The sequence below is a fragment of the Nocardioides daeguensis genome (genome assembly GCF_019192965.1).
GTDB lineage: Bacteria > Actinomycetota > Actinomycetes > Propionibacteriales > Nocardioidaceae > Nocardioides > Nocardioides daeguensis.
Window position 1 is genome coordinate 159,218 of record NZ_JAHTKU010000011.1, and the last position, 19,640, is coordinate 178,857.

Genomic DNA, 19,640 nt, shown 5'->3' on the forward strand with positions numbered 1-19,640 from the left:
CCTTTCGCCTCGCCCGACGCCCGAGCCTGCAAGACTCTGTCCTCGGGGGCGGTGCTGCGCTGTGCGCACCGGAGTGCCGACACAGCTTGGGGACGTCATGACGATCGGTCGCGGGATCACGCGCGCAGCCAAGGTGACGAGCTGGGGCGGGGCGGGGGTGCTCCTGCTCGCCACCGCGCTGCCGGCCACGGCAGTGGCGCCCTCGGCGCCGGCGCGCAGCTCTTGCACCATCGCCGGCACCCCCGGCCCCGACGTGCTCGTCGGCACGCCGGGTCGCGACGTGATCTGCGGGCGCGGCGGTGACGACCGGATCACGGGCGGGGCAGGCGACGACGTGATCAGCGGCGGTCCCGGCGACGACGTCATCGACGGCGGGGCCGGCGACGACGTGCTGTGGGGCAGCGCAGGCGACGACGTGCTGCGCGGGGGGAGCGGGGCCGACCAGCTCCGCGGCGGAGCGGGCGACGACGCCCTGCGCGGCCAGGCCGGCGACGACGAGCTCCGCGGCGGTGCGGGCAGCGACGACCTGCAGGGCGGCCGCGGCGATGACAGCCTGTACGCCGGCCGCGGGGACGACCGGCTCGCCGGTGGCCCGGGCGCCGACGACCTCGGCTGCGGCCGCGGCACCGACACCACCGTCGGCTCGGCCGGCGACCACCTCGCGCGCAGCTGCGACGACCACGGGACCCCGCCGACGCCACCCACGCCGCCGCGGCAGCCGGGTGCGCCGGTGGCCGTCGACGACACGGTCAGCGGCGACGAGGACGCCGTCCTGGAGCTGCCCGTGGGCGGGGCCGGGAGCCCGGTCGCCAACGACTCCGACCCGGACGGCGATCCGCTCACGGTGACCGCGGTCGCCGACGCGCTCGGCGGCACCGTCAGCATCGTGGGAGCGGTCATCCGGTTCACCCCGACGCCCGACCGCTGCGGCAGCGGGGCCGGCCGGTTCGACTACACCGTCGGTGACGGGACGGGGCGCACCGACGTCGGTCGCGTCACCGTCGACCTCGGCTGCCTGCCCGACGACCCGACGGCTGCTGACGACGTCGCGACGCTCGCCGAGGACGCGCCGGCCACGGCGATCCCGGTCCTCGCCAACGACGCCGACGTCGACGCGGACCCGCTCGTCATCGGGTCCGTGACCCAGCCGGGGCACGGCACGGTCGTCGTCACCGGGGCAGGGACGGGCCTGACCTACCAGCCCGATCCCGACTTCTGCACCACGCCGCCCGGGACCACGCCGGACACCTTCACCTACACCCTGACGCCCGGCGGCGTGACCGCCTCCGTGGCCGTCGAGGTGACCTGTGTCGACGACGCTCCGGCCGCGATCGACGACGTCGCGACCGTGGCCGAGGACGCCCCGGCCAGCGCGATCGACGTCCTGGCCAACGACACCGACGTCGACGGCGGCCCCAAGAGCGTCGTGTCGGTGACCCAGCCCGACCACGGCACGGTGGCGATCACCGGTGGGGGGACGGGGCTGACCTACGAGCCGGCCGACGACTACTGCAACACCCAGGCCGGTGGCACCCCGGACACGTTCGGCTACACCCTCACCCCCGGCGCCGACGAGGCCACGGTGAGCGTCACCGTGACCTGCGTGGACGACGCTCCGGCCGCGATCGACGACGTCGCGACCGTGGCCGAGGACGCCCCGGCCAGCGCGATCGACGTCCTGGCCAACGACGCCGACGTCGACGGCGACCCCTTCGCCATCGGCTCCGTCACGCAGCCCGCGAACGGCACGGTGGTGATCACCGGTGGCGGGACCGGCCTGACCTATGCCCCGGCGGCGAACTACTGCAACGCGCCGCCGGCGACGTCGCTCGACACCTTCACCTACACGCTGTCCCCGGGGGGCGATGTCGCGACCGTGAGCGTCACCGTCACCTGCGTCGGCGACGCCCCGGTGGCGGTGAACGACAGCGCGACGGTCCTCGAGGACGCGTCCGCGAGCGCGGTCGCGGTGCTGGCCAACGACCTGGACCCTGACGCCGGCGGGGTGCAGGTCACCTCGCTCACCCAGCCCGCGAACGGCACTGCCGCGATCACCGGCGGCGGCACCGGCGTGACCTACACCCCGGCGGCCAACTACTGCAACGCCCCGCCGGGCACGATCCTGGACACGTTCACCTACACGATCACCGGCGGCTCGACCGCGACGGTGACGATGACCGTCACCTGTGTCGACGACCCGTCGACGGCCGTCGCCGACCAGGTCACCATCGACGAGGACACCGGCGGTCCGATCACGGTGCTGGCCAACGACCAGGTCGGTGACACCCCGCCCTCCGTCACCTCCGTGACCCAGCCCGCGCACGGCGTCGCGACGACCAACGGCGCGACGGTGAGCTACACCCCGGCGGCGAACTACTGCAACGCGCCTCCCGGCACGGCCCTCGACACGTTCACCTACACGATCACGGGCGGCTCGACGGCCACCGTCACCGTCACCGTCACCTGCGTCAACGACGCACCGATCGCCGCCTCCCTGACCCTCCCGGCCGGCTCGGGCGCCATCGGCAACACCCTCCTGGTGGTCGACGACCCCACCGACGGTGCGCCGAGCGCCACCGGCCCCCGCAAGAGCGTGACCGCCGACCTGCTCGCCGGTGCGAGCGACATCGAGACGAACGCCGACGTCGCCGTCGTCGCCGCCACCGTCACGACCGCGCAGGGCGGCTCGGCCACGCTCCAGGCCGACGGGGACTTCACCTACAGCCCGCCGGCGGGGTGCGCAGTCGCCAGCGACAGCTTCATGTACACCGTCACCGACCAGGATCCCGCCGGTGCCGTCACCAGCACGGCGACCGTGACCGTCCCGGTCAGCGGCTGCGTCTGGTACGTCGCCAACGACGCCGCCGGCAACAGCGGCACCTCGTCCGCGCCGTTCGACACCCTCGCCCAGGCCGCGAGCGCCTCGAGCGCCGGACAGACCATCTACGTCGACGCCGGTGACGGCACCAGCACCGGCTACGACGCCGGCATCGTCCTCAAGTCCGGCCAGCGGCTGGTCGGCGAGGCGCAGGACCTGGTCGTCGGGGGCGTCACGCTCGCCGCGGGCGTCGCGGGCCAGCGTCCGCTGCTGACGGCGACCGGCGCCGACGTGGTCACGATGGCCGCGGCCAACGACGTGACCGGTGTGCGGATCGACCCCTCGGGCGCGGGAGGCGGTATCGCCGCCGGCGCCGGGGACGGCGGCACGATCGACGACGTCCGGATCATCGACACCGGCAACGCCGGCACCCAGCCGGCGCTGGAGGTCGACGGACTCACCACGGGGATCGCGGTCAGCGACCTGGTCGTCGACACGTCGGCCGCGACCGGCCAGGCGAGCACCTCGATCGGGGTCCGGCTCAACGCCGCCGGCACGGTGACGTTCGACCCGGCGAGCACGATCCAGGTCACCACCAAGGGTGCGCGGGCGCTGTCCGCCACGAGCACCGGGCTCGGCACCAGCGTCTTCGACGCGATCACGGTGACCGGCTCGGGCAGCGGCGCCGTCGAGCTGGTGTCGACCACCGGCACCACTACCTTCGGCGACCTGTCCCTGACCACCACGGGCAGCACCGTTGCCGCCTTCCGGCTGCAGTCCGCGGGCTCGGTGACGGTTCCCGCCGGCGCGGCGGCCGACATCTCGGCCGGCGGCGGTCCCGCCGTCGACGTCAGCGCGACGACCGCCCCGCAGCTCGCCTTCGACACGGTGACCTCGACGTCCAGCACCACCACGGGCCTCAACCTCGACGGGCTCGGGGCCGGCTCGTTCACCGCCACCGGCGGCACGATCGGCGGCGCCCAGGGCACCGCCGTGGACGTCAACGGGGGCAGCGGGACGATCACCTACCCCGGCGCGATCACCGACGGCACCGGCGGCACCCTCGAGGTCACCGCCCGCTCCGGCGGCACCGTGACCCTCAGCGGGTCCCTCACCGACGGTCCCGACAACGGCGGCGGGATCGTGCTGACCGGCAACACCGGCGGCTCGACCGTGGTCAGCGGAGCGACCAAGACGTTCAGCACCGGAACCAGCGCTGCCCTCACGATGAACGGCAGCGACGGTCACACCCTGAACGTCACCGGGGGCAACCTCGCGCTGACCACCACCAGCGGCGAGGGCCTCAAGGCCACGACGAGCGGCTCGCTCACCGTGACCGGCTCCGGCAACACGATCGCCTCGGGCACGGGTCGTGCGCTGTGGGTGAGCGACACCGACATCGGCGCCGCGGGGCTCACCCTCGCGCGGGTCGACGCGGCCGGCGGCGTCGGCGGCATCTTGGTGTCCAACACGGGCAGCGCCGGTTCGCTCACCGTCACCGGGACCGGCGGCACCTGCACCGCGGCCACCACCAGTGGCTGCACCGGCGGTGTCATCAGCGGCACCACCGGGGCCGACAGCTCGAGCACGACGCCGGACGGCGCGGGCATCGTCCTCGCGAGCACCAAGGCGCCGTCGCTGACCCGGATGTGGATCCACGACCACGCCAACTACGGCATCCGGGGGTCCGGCGTCGCCGGGCTCACGATCGCCAACAGCGTGGTGAACGGCAGCAACGGCACCACCGAAGCCTCGCCGTACGACGACTCCAGCATCCGGCTCGACAGCGCGAGCGGAGCGGTGTCGGTCTCCGACAGCCACGTCAGCGGCGGCTACGAGGACAACCTGCGGGTCACCGGCACCGGTGGGGCGCTCGACGTGAGCGTCACCAACGTCACGTTCGGCGCCAACGGCAGCCGGCCCAACAACGACGCGCTCGCGATCGAGAGCACCCTCACGGCCGGCTCCCTGCACACCACCATCACCGGCAACACGTTCAGCAGCGCCGCGGGCGACCTGCTGTCGGTCTACCACTCGGGCAGCGGCGCCGGCGACGTCGCCGTCACCGGCAACACCTTCGCCAACACCCACCCGGCGATCGCGACCGGGGGCGGCGGCGTGACGATCTACCAGGACGGTCTCGCCGGCGGGACGACGATGGACGTGTCCGGCAACTCCTTCCGCGGTGCGGTGGGTCCGGGGGTCCTCGTGGCCAAGGGCCAGGGGGCGGCGCGGCAGAAGGGCACCTTCGCCAACAACACCATCGGTGTCTCCGGCGTCCCCAACTCGGGATCCGCCGAGGGGTCGGGGCTCAAGCTCCAGCAGGTCGGCGCAGGGTCGACCGAGTGGGCCGTCACCGGCAACCAGATCCGTGGCTACAACAACTTCGGCATCGAGGTCGTCGCCGGTGGCGGGGCCTCCGCCCAGGGCGGCATCGTCAGCACCGTCGTGACCGGCAACACGATCGCGGAGCCCGGCACCACCGCCGGCACGCTGAGCTTCCCGAAGCAGGGTGTCCACTACAACGTCGGGACGTTCCCGGGTGACACCTTCGACGTGTGTGCCGACGTGCGCGCCAACACCCTGGCGGCGAGCGGTGCCGACGCCGTCCCGTCGGCCGCCTACGACTACGACGTCCGGCTGCGCCAGCGCCAGTCCACGACGATCCGGGTCCCGGGCTACGCCGGCGCGAACAACAACGACGCGGCCGTCCAGGCGTTCGTCGCGGCACAGAACCCCGCGGGATCGCCCACGGTGATCACGTCCAACACCGTCGGCACCGGGGGAGGCGGGTTCGTCGGGACCGCCTGCCCGGTGCTGCCCGCACCCTGACGCATGACCATGACCCCGACGCCCAGGAGCCACCGTGGCTGAACCGTACCTTGCCGAGATCCGGCTGATGTCCTTCGTCTTTCCCCCCAAGGGCTGGGCGCTCTGCAACGGACAGTTCCTGCCGATCAACCAGAACCAGGCGCTCTTCTCCCTGCTCGGCACCACCTACGGCGGAAACGGCCAGACCAACTTCGCCCTGCCCGACCTGCGGGGCCGCGTGCCGATCCACGAGGGTGCCGGCTTCGTCCTCGGCGAGCGCGGCGGCCAGGAGGCGCACACGCTCACCCAGCCCGAGCTGCCGATCCACACCCACCCGGTCGCCGTCTCTGCGACGGCCACCGGCGGCACCGCCAGCCCCAACGGTGCCTTCCTCGGCGGCGGCAACAATGCGTACCGCGCCGGGCCGGGGTCGACCACGTTCCACCCGGGGAGCGTCACCTCCGTCGGCGGCAACCAGGCCCACGAGAACCGGCAGCCCTTCCTCACCCTCAGCTTCTGCATCGCGCTGCAGGGCATCTACCCGAGCCAGAGCTAGGAGCGCACCGTGGGACAGCCCTATGTCGGCGAGATCCGCATGTTCGCCGGAAACTTCGCACCCTCCGGCTGGATGTTCTGCCAGGGACAGACCCTGGCGATCAGCGAGAACGACACCCTGTTCAACCTGATCGGGACCACCTACGGCGGCGACGGACAGGAGACCTTCCGCCTGCCCGACCTGCAAGGACGCATCCCGATCCACCAGGGCACCGGGGGCTCGGGGACGACCTACACGATAGGGGAGAACGGCGGTGTCGAGACCGTGACGCTCAGCAGCCAGCAGATCCCCGTGCACTCCCACCCGCTCACCGCGGTGGCCGGGCAGCCGGGCAACCAGGTCAGCCCCGCGGGCAACCTGCCGGCGATGTCCCTCAACGTCGTGCCCTACGTCAACGAGGCACCGACGGGGAACTTCGCGGCGTCCGCGATCGGGCCGGTCGGCGGCAACCAGCCGCACGAGAACATGCAGCCCTATCTGTGCGTCAGCTTCATCATCTCCCTGTTCGGCATCTACCCGAGCCAGACCTAGGACCACCCCATGGCCGACCAGTTCCTCGCGGAGATCCGCGTGTTCCCCTTCAACTTCGCGCCCGCCGGGTGGGCGTTCTGCAACGGGCAGCTGATGCCGATCTCGCAGAACACCGCACTGTTCTCCCTGCTCGGCACGACCTACGGCGGCGACGGGAAGTCGACCTTCGCCCTGCCGAACCTGCAGGGCCAGGCGCCGCTCCAGCACGGCCAGGGGCCGGGGCTCAGCGACCGTTTCCTCGGCGAGTCCTCGGGCTCCTCGACCGTCACGCTGCTGCAGTCCGAGATGCCCGTCCACAGCCACACGCTGCGGGGCGACCTGGTCGACCCGGCCGACACGAGCACCCCCAACCCGAACGCGTCGTACGGCCTGTCGGCCGGCGGCACGCTCTACCAGGCGTCCTCGAACGCGCAGCTGGACCCGGCGGCCCTGGTGCCGGCCGGCGGCTCCCTGCCGCACAACAACATGCAGCCCTACCTGACCCTGCACTTCTGCATCGCCCTGCAGGGCATCTTCCCGGCGCGACCGTGACGAGCGCCGCCGGCGAGCCGACCCTCCGTCCGGTGCGGCCGGAGGACGCCCCGTTCCTGCTGGAGCTGTACGGCGCCAGCCGGGCCGACGAGCTGGACCAGGTGACCTGGGCACCGGGCCAGCGGGAGGCGTTCTTGCGGATGCAGCACGACATCCAGACCGCCCAGTACCGCGCGGCGTACCCCGACGGTGCGTTCTGGGTGGTGGAGGTGGCGGGCCGCGCGGCCGGTCGGCTCACCCTCGCCCGCTGGCCGGACCGGATCCACGTGGTCGACCTCGCCCTGCTGCCCGAGGTCCGCGGCCAGGGGATCGGCAGCACCCTGCTCCGCGACGTCCTCGACGAGGCGGCGGCCACCGGCCGCGGCGTCAGCCTGCACGTGGAGGTGACCAACCTGCGGGCAGCACGCCTCTACGAACGGCTCGGCTTCACCGACGCGGGGCAGCGCGGGATCCACCGGCTCCTCGAGTGGCGCCCGACGTCAGGCGAAGGCGGCCTCGTAGCGCGGCCCGTCGCTGCCGGTGCCGAGCGGCACGAGGAAGAGCGCGAGGGTGCCGAGGCCGGCATGGCTCAGCTCGCGGGTGCCCTGGCCGAGCGCGGGCTCTCGTGGGCCGGTGAAGACCAGGGAGAACTGGTGGCGGGACGTGCCGTCGGGGGCGGTGCCGCCGAGCTGCCCGCCCAGGGTCGCCTCGGAGAGCACGAGGGGCACCTCCGCGCCGTCCGGCAGCACCAGCACGAACGGGTCGCCCACGAGCCCGGAGAAGTCGTCGAAGTCCCACCACGCAGTCACGTCCCCAGCCTAGGAGAGCGCCGATGACCGAGCTGACCCGCCGTACCGTGCTCGGTGCGACCGCCACCGGCGTGGCCGTTGCCGCCGTCGGTGTACCCGCACCCCGCGTGGCCGCCGCGCCCCTCGGCGCGGTACCGGCCGCGGCGCCGAGGTTCACCGCGAACCGCAAGCTCTACCGCCGCAAGCGGTTCAAGGCCCACCGTGGGTCGCGCTTCACGGTGAGCGGCCCCGGGATGCGGATGCGGATGAAGCTGGTGAAGGTCACCAACCTGCCGGCCGCCGAGAAGGGCTCCGAGCGCAGCTTCGCCCTCACCTTCACCGCGCCACGGCCCGGGCCCGACCAGGGCACCTTCCAGCTGCGCCGGCGCCGGTTCAAGGCGACGTCGCTGTTCCTGGTGGCCACCGACGACACCCGACGGACCTACCGGGCGGTGGTCAACAACCGGTGAGTGGGTGTGCGGGCGCTCGCCCCACTAGCCTGGGCCGGTGAGCACCCGGGCCCAGCAGTATGACGCCACGGTCCTCGGCCGTGAGCAGGTGACGCCGCACCTCGTGCGGCTGACGCTCGACGTACCGGGCTTCGCCTCGACCGGAATCGCCGACGAGTGGGTCGGGCTGGTCGTGCCCGGTCAGTTCCAGAGCCGCTACTACACGGTGCGCTCCTTCGACGCGGGCCGGATGGTGCTCGACGTCGTCGTGCACGACGTCGGGCTCGTGACCGAGTGGGCGTCCGGCGATCCCGTGGGCCAGCAGGTCGTGCTCACCGAGGCCAAGGGCTCGTTCCTGCCGCCCGACGACGCGCAGTGGCTGCTGCTGGTCGGCGACCTCACCGCGCTGCCCGCCATGGCTCGGATCGCGGCCGAGCACGGCGAGCGGCTGCCGGTCCGGATCCACGCCGAGGTTCCTGCCGACTCCCGGATCGAGGGCTACTTCCCGGCCGGCGCCGAGGTCAGCTGGCTCCCGCTCGGTCCCGAGAGCCGGCTCGCCGAGGTCGTCGAGGAGATCGACTGGCCCGCGGGCGAGGGCTACTTCTGGATGGCCGGGGAGTCCGCCCAGATGCGGGCGATCCGCAAGCACCTGATGCGCGAGCGCAAGCTCCCGAGCACCCACTACGACGTCATGGGCTACTGGCGCTCGGTCGCGAAGCGCCAGCCGCGTGCCGTGGACCCGGGCCCGATCTGGCGAGCCGGCAAGGCCGCCGGGAAGTCCGACGAGGAGATCTGGGCCGACTACGACGCAGCGCAGGCAGGGGTGGAGCAGTGAACGACCAGCACGAGGCCGACCAGCACGAGGCGGAGCAGCACGAGGCAGCCGAGCTCGACGAGCTCGACGAGCTCGACGAGCTCGAGGACGACGAGGACTTCGACGAGGACGAGTTCGACGAGGACTTCGGCGCCCTGCCGCCGCCGGCCGCGCCGGTGTTCGGCACCGGCGACGTGCCGGACGGCTACCGCAGCGGCTTCGCCTGCTTCGTCGGGCGCCCCAACGTCGGCAAGTCGACGCTGACCAACGCCCTGGTCGGCCAGAAGATCGTGATCACCTCCGACAAGCCGCAGACGACCCGCACCGTCGTGCGCGGCATCGTGCACCGCCCCGACGGCCAGCTGGTCCTGGTCGACACCCCCGGCCTGCACCGGCCCCGCACCCTGCTCGGCGAACGCCTCAACGACCTGGTCAAGACCACCTGGGCCGAGGTCGACGTCGTCGCGGTCTGCTTCCCGGCCGACGAGAAGATCGGTCCCGGCGACAAGTTCCTGGTCAACGAGCTGGCCAAGGTCCGGCGTACGACGAAGATCGCCGTCGCCACCAAGACCGACCTCGTCACCGCCGAGCGGATCGGCGAGCACCTGCTCGACATCGCCGAGCTCGGCCGCGAGACCGGCACCGACTGGGCCGAGATCGTCCCCGTCTCCTCGGTCGGCGGCGACCAGATCGACCTGCTCGGCGACCTGCTGGTCGGCCTGATGCCCGAGGGCCCGCCGCTGTACCCCGACGGCGACCTCACCGACGCGCCCGAGGAGATCCTCGCCGCCGAGCTGATCCGCGAGGCGGCCCTCGACGGCGTGCGTGACGAGCTCCCGCACTCCATCGCCGTCGTCGTCGAGGAGATGGGCCTGCGCGAGGGCCGCCCCGACGACAAGCCGCTCCTCGACATCCACGCCAACCTGTACGTCGAGCGCGACTCCCAGAAGGGCATCGTGATCGGCAGGAAGGGCGCGCGGCTGCGCGAGGTCGGCACCGCCGCCCGCAAGCAGATCGAGGCGCTGCTCGGCACGCCGGTCTACCTCGACCTGCACGTCAAGATCGCCAAGGACTGGCAGCGCGACCCGCGCCAGCTGCGCAAGCTCGGCTTCTGAGCCGGCGGTCTCCTCGGCGGACTACTCGGCGGTCCAGCAGCGGCCGAACCGCTGGCCCATCGCCCACTGCTCCTTCGTGGGCCACTCGTAGCCCCACTTGAACGTCAGCGGGTCCTCGGCGACGCCGGCGGCGGCGTCCTCGCACTTCGTCCGGCCGGCAGCCTGGACCACCTTGGCGCCGGGGTAGTCGGTCTCGTCGAAGGCGACGACGTCGATCGCGCGCCACGAGTGCTTGGCCGAGCAGCGGACCCGCTCGAAGGCAGGGGCGTCGGGCGCGGCGGTGCCGCACATGGCGTACTGGTCGGGCACGGTCTTGCCGCCGAGCACGCCCGAGAGATCGCCGTCGAGCTCGGCGAGCTTCGAGGCGCCGTCGAGGAGGACGGCGTCGCAGCGGTACCAGCTGGCGCCGGCGTCGGACTGCTCGACGGTGGGGGTGAACCAGATCGAGCGGATCATGCTCAGCCGCAGGTGGGTGAGGGTGCCGCCGACGTAGGTGAGCAGCTGGGCGGGGCAGGCCGTCGAGACCTGCGCCTGCACCCGCTCGGAGTCGACCGCGAGCAGGTGACCGTCGAGGACCGCGTCGATGGTGCCGACCGCGAAGGTGACGCTGGTGTGCGGCTGGCCGCAGTCGACGGCGGCGGCCGTGGAGGTCGGGGCGAGCGCGGCGTCGTACGGCAGCGAGTAGCAGGCGTCGGTGGCGGGCCCGGGGTCGGGCGCGGCCGCCGTGGTCTGCGTCGTCGGCTCCTGCTTCGGCGCCGTGCTGTCGTCGTCGCCACCGTTGCTGCAGGCGGCGAGCCCGGTCAGCGCGAGGAGGGCAGCGGCGATGGTGCCGGTACGGCGCAGGAGGGGTGTCCGGTTGCTCATCGGGTCACTCACTCGTCCTCGCCCAGCACACCGAGCGGCGGATCCCGGCGTCCCACTCGGCCTGGTGGAAGAAGGTGTAGCCGTACTCGAACTCGGACGGGTAGTTCAGCCAGGCCTTGACCGACCCCGAGCAGAACGACTCGGTGCGGCTCTCCATCACCCGGTCGCCGGGATAGGGGTCCTCCGGCTGCCCGAGCTTCACGGTCGTCACCGCGCGCCAGTCGTGCTTCTGCGAGCACGGCACCTTCTCGCCCTCACCCACCGACGGGCCGCGGGCGCAGCTGAGCCACACGTCCGGCGGGCGGCCGGCGAGCATGCCCTTGGCCGTCTCCGGGAGAGGGCGGTACGACGTGCTCGCGGTGCTCCCGCCCAGCACGTCGCAGCGGTACCAGCGCGCGCCCTTGCCCCATGCCTTCTCCGAGGGCCGGAACCAGGCCCAGCTCAGCGTGGTGCGCAGCGCCAGGCTCTCGTCGGCCGCGACGAACTCGGCGAACGCGGCCGAGCAGGTCCGGTAGGCGAACCGGCCGAGCTCCTTGTCGTCGTACGTCGCGTCGTCGAACTCCTCGGGCAGCTCTCCGGTGGCGAAGGTCTCGGCCGTGTGCTCCTTCGAGCAGGCGACGGTCCGGGTCGCGTTCGCGGGCAGGGCGACGTCGTCGGGCGTCAGCGAGCGGCACACGCCGTTCGCGGGGACCTCGAGCGAGTCGACCTGGTCGTCGTCGGTGTTGCTGCCCTGGTCCTGCGTGCCGCATGCGGCGAGGACAGGAGCCAGCAGGGCGAGGGCGAGCAGCACGACCACTCGGTGCAGCACGCGGTCCAGCCCCTCTCGGTGGTCAGTCGGCCAGGAGTGCCGCGATCGTAGCGCCCAACGCATAGGCCGCCGCCAACGCCGTGTCGTCGACGTCACCGAGGACGCCGAGCACGTCGTACCCCTGCCGCCAGCCGAGCGCGCCCACGATCGAGTGCACCGACCGCTCGGCGCCGGTGAGGTCGTAGCGTCCGTGCAACCACAGCCCGTAGGGCCGCCCCGCGGTCGCACCGGCTCCGTCGGCCGGCGCCCCCGTCGGGTCGAGGGCGCCGCCGACGGCGAGGAAGGTCGAGTCGAAGAAGTGCTTGAGGGCCCCGCTCATGTAGCCGAAGTTGGCGGTGGTGCCGAGGACGTAGCCGTCGGCCGTCGAGACGTCGTCGGCCGTGGCCTCCAGCGCCGGCCGGACGACGACCTCCACCGCCGCGGTCGCCTGGACGTCCTCGTCGTGGGCCCCGGCCACGACCTGCTTGAGCAGCGCCCGCATCGAGCGGGTGGGGGAGTGGTGGACGATCAGGAGCCGGGGCACCCCGTCAGGCTAGACCGACGTGCCCCGGCCTACCCGACCGTCACGAACCGCTCCCAGGCCCGGTGCGTCCCTGCCAGGGCGAGGACCTCGTCCAGCACGCCGATACCCGCGCTGCCGGTGACGACACCGGAGACGTCCTCGGGAACGCCCGAGACGGTCAGCGCGCGGACACCGTCGCCCCACGCGCCGATGACCTTCGCGTGGCGGTAGGCCTCCTCCACCAGCAGCACCACCCGGGGGTCGAGCGTCGAGGTGGGCGCGGCGCCAGCCTTGGCGTCGCGCGCGGGCAGCGCGTCCGGGGCGGCCACCGGGGAGCCGGCGAGGAGCACCGCGTCGAGCTCGACGGAACGCACCGTCGCGAAGGTCCGTTGCACGGCCAGCTCGTCCACGGTTCCGCCGTGCGGCGCGATCACCAGGGGCACCATGCCGGCCGCCAGGATCGCGGAGCGCACCTCGGACACGTCCGTGAGGTCGCCGTCGGGGTCGACGACGATCCCGACGACCCGACCGTCGCCCGGCCAGGGTCCGCCGGAGAGCTGGGAGAGCGCGGGGCTGGGCGTCACCACGGCCAGCTCGCCGGTGGGCTTCGGCGCGGGGAGGCCCAGCGCGGTCGCGACCTCGGCGCAGAGTCGGGGATCGATGTTGGCCAGGGCCTGGAGCTGTCGTTCCTTGACGGCCCGCTCGAAGCACTTGCCCAGCTCGAAGCTGTAGGCCCGGATGATGTGCTCCTGCTCGACCGGGCTCATGCTCTGCCAGAACAGCCGCGGCTGGGTGAAGTGGTCGTCGAAGGTCGCCGGTCGGGTGCGCACCTTCGGACCGGCCACGTTGTGGGCCGCGTCCACGAACGCGCGGGTCTGGTCGTCGGACAGGTCGCCTCCTGCCGTGAACGGGCAGCCACCGTCGAGCGAGTTCGGCCGGTACGGCGCGACCCCGGAATGCACCGCGTGCTGGTGGAACCCGTCGCGGAGCATGTCGTTCACGGGTGCGTGGGTGCGGTTGACCGGGATCTGGTTGAAGTTCGGGCCGCCGAGGCGGGTGAGCTGCGTGTCGACGTACGAGAACAGCCGGGCCTGGACCAGCGGGTCGTCGGTCACGTCGATGCCCGGCACGAGGTGCCCGACGTGGAAGGCGACCTGCTCGGTCTCGGCGAAGAAGTTGGTGGGGTTGCGATCGAGAACCATCCGCCCGATCGGCTGGACCGGCGCGAACTCCTCGGGCACCAGCTTGGTGGGATCGAGCAGGTCGATGCCCTCGAAGAGCTGGTCGTCGGTGTCCTCGAAGACCTGGATCCCGAGCTCCCACTCCGGGTGGGCTCCCGTCTCGATGGCGTCGGCCAGGTCCCGGCGGTGGAAGTCCGGGTCCAGCCCGCCGATCAGCTGCGCCTCCTCCCAGGTCAGGGAGTGGATGCCGAGCCGCGGCTTCCAGTGGAACTTCACCAGCGAGGTCTCGCCCGCCGCGTTGATCATCCGGAAGGTGTGGACCCCGAACCCCTCCATCATCCGGTAGGAGCGCGGGATGCCGCGGTCGGACATGTTCCACAGGGCGTGGTGCTGGGCCTCGGTGTGCAGCGACACGAAGTCCCAGAAGGTGTCGTGGGCGCTCTGGGCCTGGGGGATCTCGCGGTCGGGGTGCGGCTTGCCGGCGTGGATGATGTCGGGGAACTTGATGCCGTCCTGGATGAAGAACACCGGCATGTTGTTGCCGACGAGGTCCCAGACCCCCTCGTCGGTGTAGAACTTCGTCGCGAACCCGCGGGTGTCACGCACCGTGTCAGCCGACCCGCGCGAGCCGAGCACGGTCGAGAACCGCACGAACACCGGTGTTCGCTTGCCCGCCGCGAACAGGCCGGCGACGGTCACGGACGCGGCGGTGCCGTAGCCCTCGAAGTAGCCATGGGCGCCCGCGCCGCGGGCGTGCACCACACGCTCGGGGATCCGCTCGTGGTCGAAGTGGGTGACCTTCTCGCGCAGGTGGTGGTCCTGCAGCAGCGTGGGACCGCGTTCTCCGGCCTTGAGCGAGTGGTCGGTGTCGCGCAACCGGGTGCCGGTCGACGTCGTCAGCCACCGTCCCTGCTGCCCGGCGGACCGCGGGTCTTCGCTCGCGGGGGCTCCGGTCGGCGTCCGGGTGTCGGGCGTCGCCTGGTCCGGCTTCGACGGCAGCGGATCGACCGGCTCGGTCGGCTCGGCGAGGCTCGGCGGCGCGGCTGCGGGAGCGCCCGGGATCTCCGGGTCTTCCGCGGCGAGCGCCTTGTCGGCGACACGCTCGGCGGCGTCGGCCACCTTGTCGAGGGCGTCCTTGGCGACCTGCTTCGGGTCCATGGGGGGTTCCTTCCGGTCGGGGTCCCCGCGTGGTACCCGCGGCTCCCGGCCGGAGACCGGGTGCTGCTACCCTGGATCCATCATGACGCGAGCCCTCCTTCTTAGCGGCCGCAGCGAGGTCTGAAAGCCGGACCCCTCGTTGCGGAGTGAGTCGCGCGCCCGGCGCCCCTCTCGAAACTCACAACCCGAGGAAGTCATGACCATCAACCCGCGCCCGAGCGTCACCGTCCCGCAGCAGCAGCCCAGCGGGATGCCGTACCACCGCTACACGGCCTTCGAGCCCGTCACCGTGCCCGACCGCACCTGGCCGGACCAGAAGATCACCCGCGCGCCCCGGTGGCTGTCCACCGACCTGCGCGACGGCAACCAGGCGCTGATCGACCCGATGAGCCCGTCGCGCAAGATGAAGATGTTCGAGCTCCTGGTGAAGATGGGCTACAAGGAGATCGAGATCGGGTTCCCGGCCGCGAGCCAGACCGACTTCGACTTCGTGCGCCAGCTCGTCGAGGAGGACCGGATCCCCGACGACGTCCGCATCTCCGTGCTGACCCAGGCCCGCGAGGACCTGATCGCCCGGACCGTCGAGTCGCTGCAGGGCGCCGACAAGGCGACCGTCCACCTCTACAACGCCACCGCGCCGCTGTTCCGGCGCGTGGTGTTCGGGGTGAGCGAGGCCGAGTGCATCGCGATCGCGATCCGCGGCACCGAGTGGGTGATGAAGTACGCCGACCAGATGCTCGAGGGCACCGACTTCGGCTACCAGTACAGCCCGGAGATCTTCACCCAGACCCCGACCGACTTCGCCCTCGAGGTCTGCGAGCGCGTCTCCGACGTGTGGCAGCCGGAGGCCGGGCGCGAGATCATCCTCAACCTGCCGGCGACCGTCGAGATGTCGACGCCCAACACCTACGCCGACCAGATCGAGTACTTCTCACGCAACCTGACCCGCCGCGCCCACTCGGTGATCAGCCTGCACCCCCACAACGACCGGGGCACCGCGGTCGCCGCGACCGAGCTCGGCCTGATGGCCGGCGCCGACCGCGTCGAGGGCTGCCTGTTCGGCCACGGCGAGCGCACCGGCAACGTCGACCTGGTCACCTTGGCGATGAACCTGTTCAGCCAGGGCGTCGACCCGCAGGTCGACCTGTCCGACATCGACGAGGTCCGCCGCACGGTCGAGTACTGCACGCAGCTGCCGGTCCACCCGCGCCACCCCTACGCCGGCGACCTCGTGTACACGGCCTTCTCCGGCTCCCACCAGGACGCGATCAAGAAGGGTCTGGAGGACCTGGAGCGGATCGCGGCCGAGCAGGGCAAGCCGGTCGGCGAGATCCCGTGGGAGGCGCCGTACCTGCCGATCGACCCGAAGGACGTCGGCCGGACCTACGAGGCGGTCATCCGGGTCAACAGCCAGTCCGGCAAGGGCGGTGTCGCCTACGTCCTCAAGGCCGAGCACAGCCTCGACCTGCCGCGCCGCGCGCAGATCGAGTTCAGCCGGGTGATCCAGCAGCACACCGACAGCCAGGGCGGGGAGGTCACGCCGGAGGCGATCTGGGCGATCTTCCGCGAGGAGTACCTCGACCGCGAGACGCCGTACAGCCTGGTCTCCTTCTCCTCGATGACCGACGAGGACGGCGACGACCGCCAGGAGGTGCACCTCGTCGTCCGTGGCGAGCAGCAGACGTTCACCGGGATGGGCAACGGTCCGGTCGCGGCGTTCGTCGACGGCATGCGCCAGGCGGGCGCCGACATCCGGGTGCTCGACTACGCCGAGCACGCGCTCTCCTCGGGTGGTGACGCCGTGGCCGCGGCGTACGTCGAGTGCGAGATCGCCGGCGAGATCGTCTGGGGCATCGGGATCCACCACAACATCGTCACCGCCTCGCTGCGTGCGGTGGTCTGCGCCGCCAACCGCGCGCAGGCGATCACGATCCCCTCGTCGCCGGCGGGAAGCTGACCTCGGTGGTCGAGGAGCGCGCGCGGCGGGCCCCGCGGCCCGCCGCGCTGGCCTCCGAGCAGGTCGGACAGGTCTTCGTCGAGGGCCGGCGCGGTCGCGACCGGCTCGAGTACACCGAGTACGGCGCCGGCGAGGCCTGGTTCGTGCTGGTCCCGCCGCTGCTCGTGCCGCGGCGGGTGCACGACCGGACGGCGCGGATGCTCGCGTCCAACGGCCTGCACGTCGTGGTGCTCGACCCGCTCGGTCACGGCCGCTCGGACCGGCCCGCCGACCCGTTGTCCTACTCGGTGACGGCGTTCGCCGACCAGGTGATCGCGCTGCTCGACCACGTCGGTGCGGCGCGGGCGGTGGTCGGCGGCAGCTCGATCGGCGCCAACGTCGCCCTCGAGGTCGCCGTCCGGGCCCCCGAGCGGGTGGCCGGCCTGCTGCTCGACGGCCCGGTGCTCGAGAACGCGCTCGGCGCGCAGCTCTCGGTGCTCACCCCGGTCCTCGCGACCACCCGGTTCGCGCCCTTCGCCCTGAGCGCGCTGCGCCTGGTCACCCGCCCGCTCCCGCGCCGGCTGGCGCCGGAGTGGGTCCGGCTGGTGCTCGAGACCCTCGACGCGCGTCCGGGTCCGGTGGCTGCCGTCGTGCACGGCGTGCTGTTCGGCGGACTGGCGCCGTCCGCTGCCGCGCGGGCGGCGCTCACGGTGCCCACCCTGGTGCTCGCCCGCACCGCCGACCCGTTCCACCCGGTCGGCGACGCCGAGACGGCGGCCGCCGAGATCTCGGGTTCCGTGCTCGAGCGGGCCGCGGCGCCGCTGGAGTGGCGGCGGCGTCCCGAGCGGCTCGACCTGGTCGTCACCCGGTTCGCCCTCGAGTGCACCCGTCCGGCACGGCGCGGGCGGCGTACCTCATGACCGCACCCCATGCGTTCTGGTTGTGATCTTGCCGGATCAGCGACCAAATCGTACGGGGCGACGTGGCGGGGCGGCGGGCCTCGTGACGCCCGAGGCCGCACAATGGACTCGTGCCCCTCTACCGTGACGAGGCGATCGTCCTGCGCACCCGCAAGCTGGGTGAGGCGGACCGCATCGTCACGCTGCTGACCCGCGAGCACGGCGTGGTCCGTGCGGTCGCCAAGGGCGTGCGCCGGACGACGTCGCGGTGGGGCTCCCGCCTCGAGCCGTTCACCCACGTCGACCTGCAGCTCGCCGAGGGCCGCAACCTCGACACGATCACCCAGGCCGAGACTCGCGCCGCGTACGCCGCCCCGCTGGGGGCCGACTACGACCGCTACACCGCCGGGACCGCGATGCTCGAGACCGCCGAGCGGCTCGTCGTCGAGGAGCGCGAGCCCGCGCGCCAGCAGTTCACGCTGCTGCTCGGCGGGCTCAACGCGATGGCGGCGGGGACCCGCCACCAGTGCCACGTGCTCGACTCCTACCTGCTGCGCGCGCTGGCCATCGCCGGGTATGCGCCGGCGTTCGTCGACTGCGCCCACTGCGGCCGCCCGCCGGTCACCGCGACCGGCGAGCTCGGTCACCACCGCTGGTTCAACCCGTCGATGGGCGGCGTGCTCTGCTCGACCTGCCGCATCCCCGGCTCCGCCACCCCCGCCCCCGAGACGCTCACCCTGCTGGGCGGCCTGCTCTCCGGCGACTGGTCGGTCATCGAGGCCGCCGACCCGCGCCACGTCCGCGAGGCGAGCGGCCTGGTCGCCGCGTTCGTGCAATGGCAGCTGGAGCGGGGGCTCCGGTCGCTGGCGTACGTCGAGCGCTGAGGGAGCTGCATGAATCCCCGGACATCCGGGGATTCATGCGCTGGTCAGGTGTTGCAACACCTGACCAGCGCATGAGCTGCCTCTCCGCGTCGACGCGTGGGACTGATGGGACCGCGCCCGCCGCCTGACAGACTGCTCCCCGTGACCCGCTCGACCCGTCGTACCCGTGCCGCCGCGGCGGCTGCCGCCGCCCGAGGCCCGGTCCGCCCGCCCACGCCGCACCCCTCGGGCGCCCGCCCGCCCGCCGTACCCGCCGAGCTGGTCCCGCACCACGTCGCGGTCGTGATGGACGGCAACGGCCGCTGGGCCCAGGAGCGGGGGCTGCCGCGCACGAAGGGCCACGAGGAGGGGGAGTCGAGCCTGTTCGACGTGGTCGAGGGCGCGATCGAGATCGGCGTGAAGGCGATCTCGGCGTACGCCTTCTCCACCGAGAACTGGTCCCGCAGCCCCGAGGAGGTCAAGTTCCTCATGGGCTTCAACCGCGACGTGATCCGCCGCCGCCGCGACGAGATGCACGAGCTCGGGGTCCGGGTCCGCTGGGCCGGCCGCGCGCCGCGGCTGTGGAAGTCGGTGATCACCGAGCTCCAGGTCGCCGAGGAGATGACGAAGCACAACGACGTGCTGACCCTCACCATGTGCGTCAACTACGGCGGCCGCGCCGAGCTCGGCGACGCCGCCAAGGCGCTGGCGCGCGACGTCGCCGCCGGCAGGATCAACCCCGAGAGGGTCGACGAGCGCACCCTCGGCCGCTACCTCTACGTCCCCGAGCTGCCCGACGCCGACCTGATCTGGCGCACGTCGGGCGAGCAGCGGCTCTCCAACTTCATGCTCTACCAGGCGGCGTACGCCGAGTTCGTCTTCTCCGACGTGCTCTGGCCCGACGTCGACCGGCGCCACCTGTGGGCGGCCATCGACGAGTACGCCCGGCGCGACCGGCGCTACGGCGGCGCGGAGCCGAATCCGGTCTGACCCGTCACCGAGTCTTTCCGCGAGCCGACCGTGTTGCCGCCAGGCGA

Annotated in this window: 16 protein-coding genes; 12 read left to right on the top strand and 4 right to left on the bottom strand. The window is 72.6% G+C overall.

The features are described from left to right. The first annotated feature begins 97 nt into the window (after window positions 1-97). From KU893_RS10145 to era, 8 genes are read left to right on the top strand one after another with little or no spacing between them, the layout of a single operon-like run. On the top strand, window positions 98-5,650 hold the full coding sequence (locus KU893_RS10145; RefSeq protein ID WP_218234226.1) for an Ig-like domain-containing protein: 5,553 nt from the start codon (window positions 98-100) through the stop codon (window positions 5,648-5,650). Between the two features lie 34 nt (window positions 5,651-5,684). Further along, window positions 5,685-6,185, top strand: coding sequence for a phage tail protein (locus tag KU893_RS10150; RefSeq protein ID WP_218234227.1), 501 nt, complete (start codon window positions 5,685-5,687; stop codon window positions 6,183-6,185). A 9-nt stretch (window positions 6,186-6,194) separates the two neighbouring features. Beyond that, complete coding sequence (locus KU893_RS10155) at window positions 6,195-6,716, top strand: phage tail protein (protein ID WP_218234228.1); 522 nt, start codon at window positions 6,195-6,197, stop codon at window positions 6,714-6,716. 9 nt (window positions 6,717-6,725) lie between these two features. Then, window positions 6,726-7,247, top strand: coding sequence for a phage tail protein (locus tag KU893_RS10160; protein ID WP_218234229.1), 522 nt, complete (start codon window positions 6,726-6,728; stop codon window positions 7,245-7,247). Window positions 7,248-7,279: 32 nt separating this feature from the next. Beyond that, window positions 7,280-8,062, top strand: coding sequence for a GNAT family N-acetyltransferase (locus KU893_RS23840; protein WP_218234230.1), 783 nt, complete (start codon window positions 7,280-7,282; stop codon window positions 8,060-8,062). Next, window positions 8,059-8,484 (top strand): DUF6916 family protein, encoded by a 426-nt coding sequence (locus KU893_RS10170; RefSeq protein ID WP_218234231.1) that lies wholly within the window; start codon window positions 8,059-8,061, stop codon window positions 8,482-8,484. The genes KU893_RS23840 and KU893_RS10170 overlap by 4 nt, the downstream gene beginning before the upstream one ends. A gap of 37 nt (window positions 8,485-8,521) precedes the next feature. Beyond that, window positions 8,522-9,298, top strand: coding sequence for a siderophore-interacting protein (locus KU893_RS10175; RefSeq protein WP_218234232.1), 777 nt, complete (start codon window positions 8,522-8,524; stop codon window positions 9,296-9,298). After that, complete coding sequence (era, locus tag KU893_RS10180) at window positions 9,295-10,392, top strand: GTPase Era (RefSeq protein ID WP_218234233.1); 1,098 nt, start codon at window positions 9,295-9,297, stop codon at window positions 10,390-10,392. The genes KU893_RS10175 and era overlap by 4 nt, the downstream gene beginning before the upstream one ends. Before the next feature lie 21 nt (window positions 10,393-10,413). Here the strand turns inward: era and KU893_RS10185 are convergent, their stop codons facing one another. The 4 genes from KU893_RS10185 to KU893_RS10200 are packed head-to-tail and all read right to left on the bottom strand — an operon-like array spanning window position 10,414 to window position 14,905. After that, complete coding sequence (locus KU893_RS10185; protein ID WP_218234234.1) at window positions 10,414-11,256, bottom strand: septum formation family protein; 843 nt, start codon at window positions 11,254-11,256, stop codon at window positions 10,414-10,416. A gap of 4 nt (window positions 11,257-11,260) precedes the next feature. After that, on the bottom strand, window positions 11,261-12,064 hold the full coding sequence (locus KU893_RS10190; protein WP_257441335.1) for a septum formation family protein: 804 nt from the start codon (window positions 12,062-12,064) through the stop codon (window positions 11,261-11,263). 22 nt (window positions 12,065-12,086) lie between these two features. Then, complete coding sequence (locus tag KU893_RS10195) at window positions 12,087-12,587, bottom strand: flavodoxin family protein (RefSeq protein ID WP_218234236.1); 501 nt, start codon at window positions 12,585-12,587, stop codon at window positions 12,087-12,089. A 29-nt stretch (window positions 12,588-12,616) separates the two neighbouring features. After that, entirely contained in the window at window positions 12,617-14,905 is a 2,289-nt protein-coding gene (locus tag KU893_RS10200; protein WP_218234237.1) for a catalase, read from the bottom strand. Between the two features lie 196 nt (window positions 14,906-15,101). Between KU893_RS10200 and leuA the strand changes: the two genes are divergently transcribed. From leuA to KU893_RS10220, 4 genes are all read left to right on the top strand, one after another. Next, on the top strand, window positions 15,102-16,862 hold the full coding sequence (gene leuA / locus KU893_RS10205; RefSeq protein WP_246592400.1) for a 2-isopropylmalate synthase: 1,761 nt from the start codon (window positions 15,102-15,104) through the stop codon (window positions 16,860-16,862). Between the two features lie 5 nt (window positions 16,863-16,867). Further along, window positions 16,868-17,761, top strand: a complete 894-nt coding sequence (locus KU893_RS10210) for an alpha/beta fold hydrolase (protein WP_218234238.1) — start codon at window positions 16,868-16,870, stop codon at window positions 17,759-17,761. Window positions 17,762-17,871: 110 nt separating this feature from the next. Then, window positions 17,872-18,624, top strand: coding sequence for a DNA repair protein RecO (gene recO / locus KU893_RS10215; RefSeq protein ID WP_218234239.1), 753 nt, complete (start codon window positions 17,872-17,874; stop codon window positions 18,622-18,624). A 141-nt stretch (window positions 18,625-18,765) separates the two neighbouring features. After that, entirely contained in the window at window positions 18,766-19,593 is an 828-nt protein-coding gene (locus KU893_RS10220; RefSeq protein WP_257441334.1) for an isoprenyl transferase, read from the top strand. The last annotated feature ends 47 nt before the right edge of the window (window positions 19,594-19,640 follow it).

Bases quoted from the DNA above. Each gene is read 5' to 3' on its own strand.
- KU893_RS10145 (WP_218234226.1), top strand. From the start codon at position 98: ATGACGATCGGTCGCGGGATCACGCGCGCAGCCAAGGTGACGAGCTGG.
- KU893_RS10160 (WP_218234229.1), top strand. From the start codon at position 6,726: ATGGCCGACCAGTTCCTCGCGGAGATCCGCGTGTTCCCCTTCAACTTC.
- KU893_RS10170 (WP_218234231.1), top strand. From the start codon at position 8,059: ATGACCGAGCTGACCCGCCGTACCGTGCTCGGTGCGACCGCCACCGGC.
- KU893_RS10185 (WP_218234234.1), bottom strand. From the start codon at position 11,256: ATGAGCAACCGGACACCCCTCCTGCGCCGTACCGGCACCATCGCCGCT.
- KU893_RS10200 (WP_218234237.1), bottom strand. From the start codon at position 14,905: ATGGACCCGAAGCAGGTCGCCAAGGACGCCCTCGACAAGGTGGCCGAC.
- leuA (WP_246592400.1), top strand. From the start codon at position 15,102: ATGACCATCAACCCGCGCCCGAGCGTCACCGTCCCGCAGCAGCAGCCC.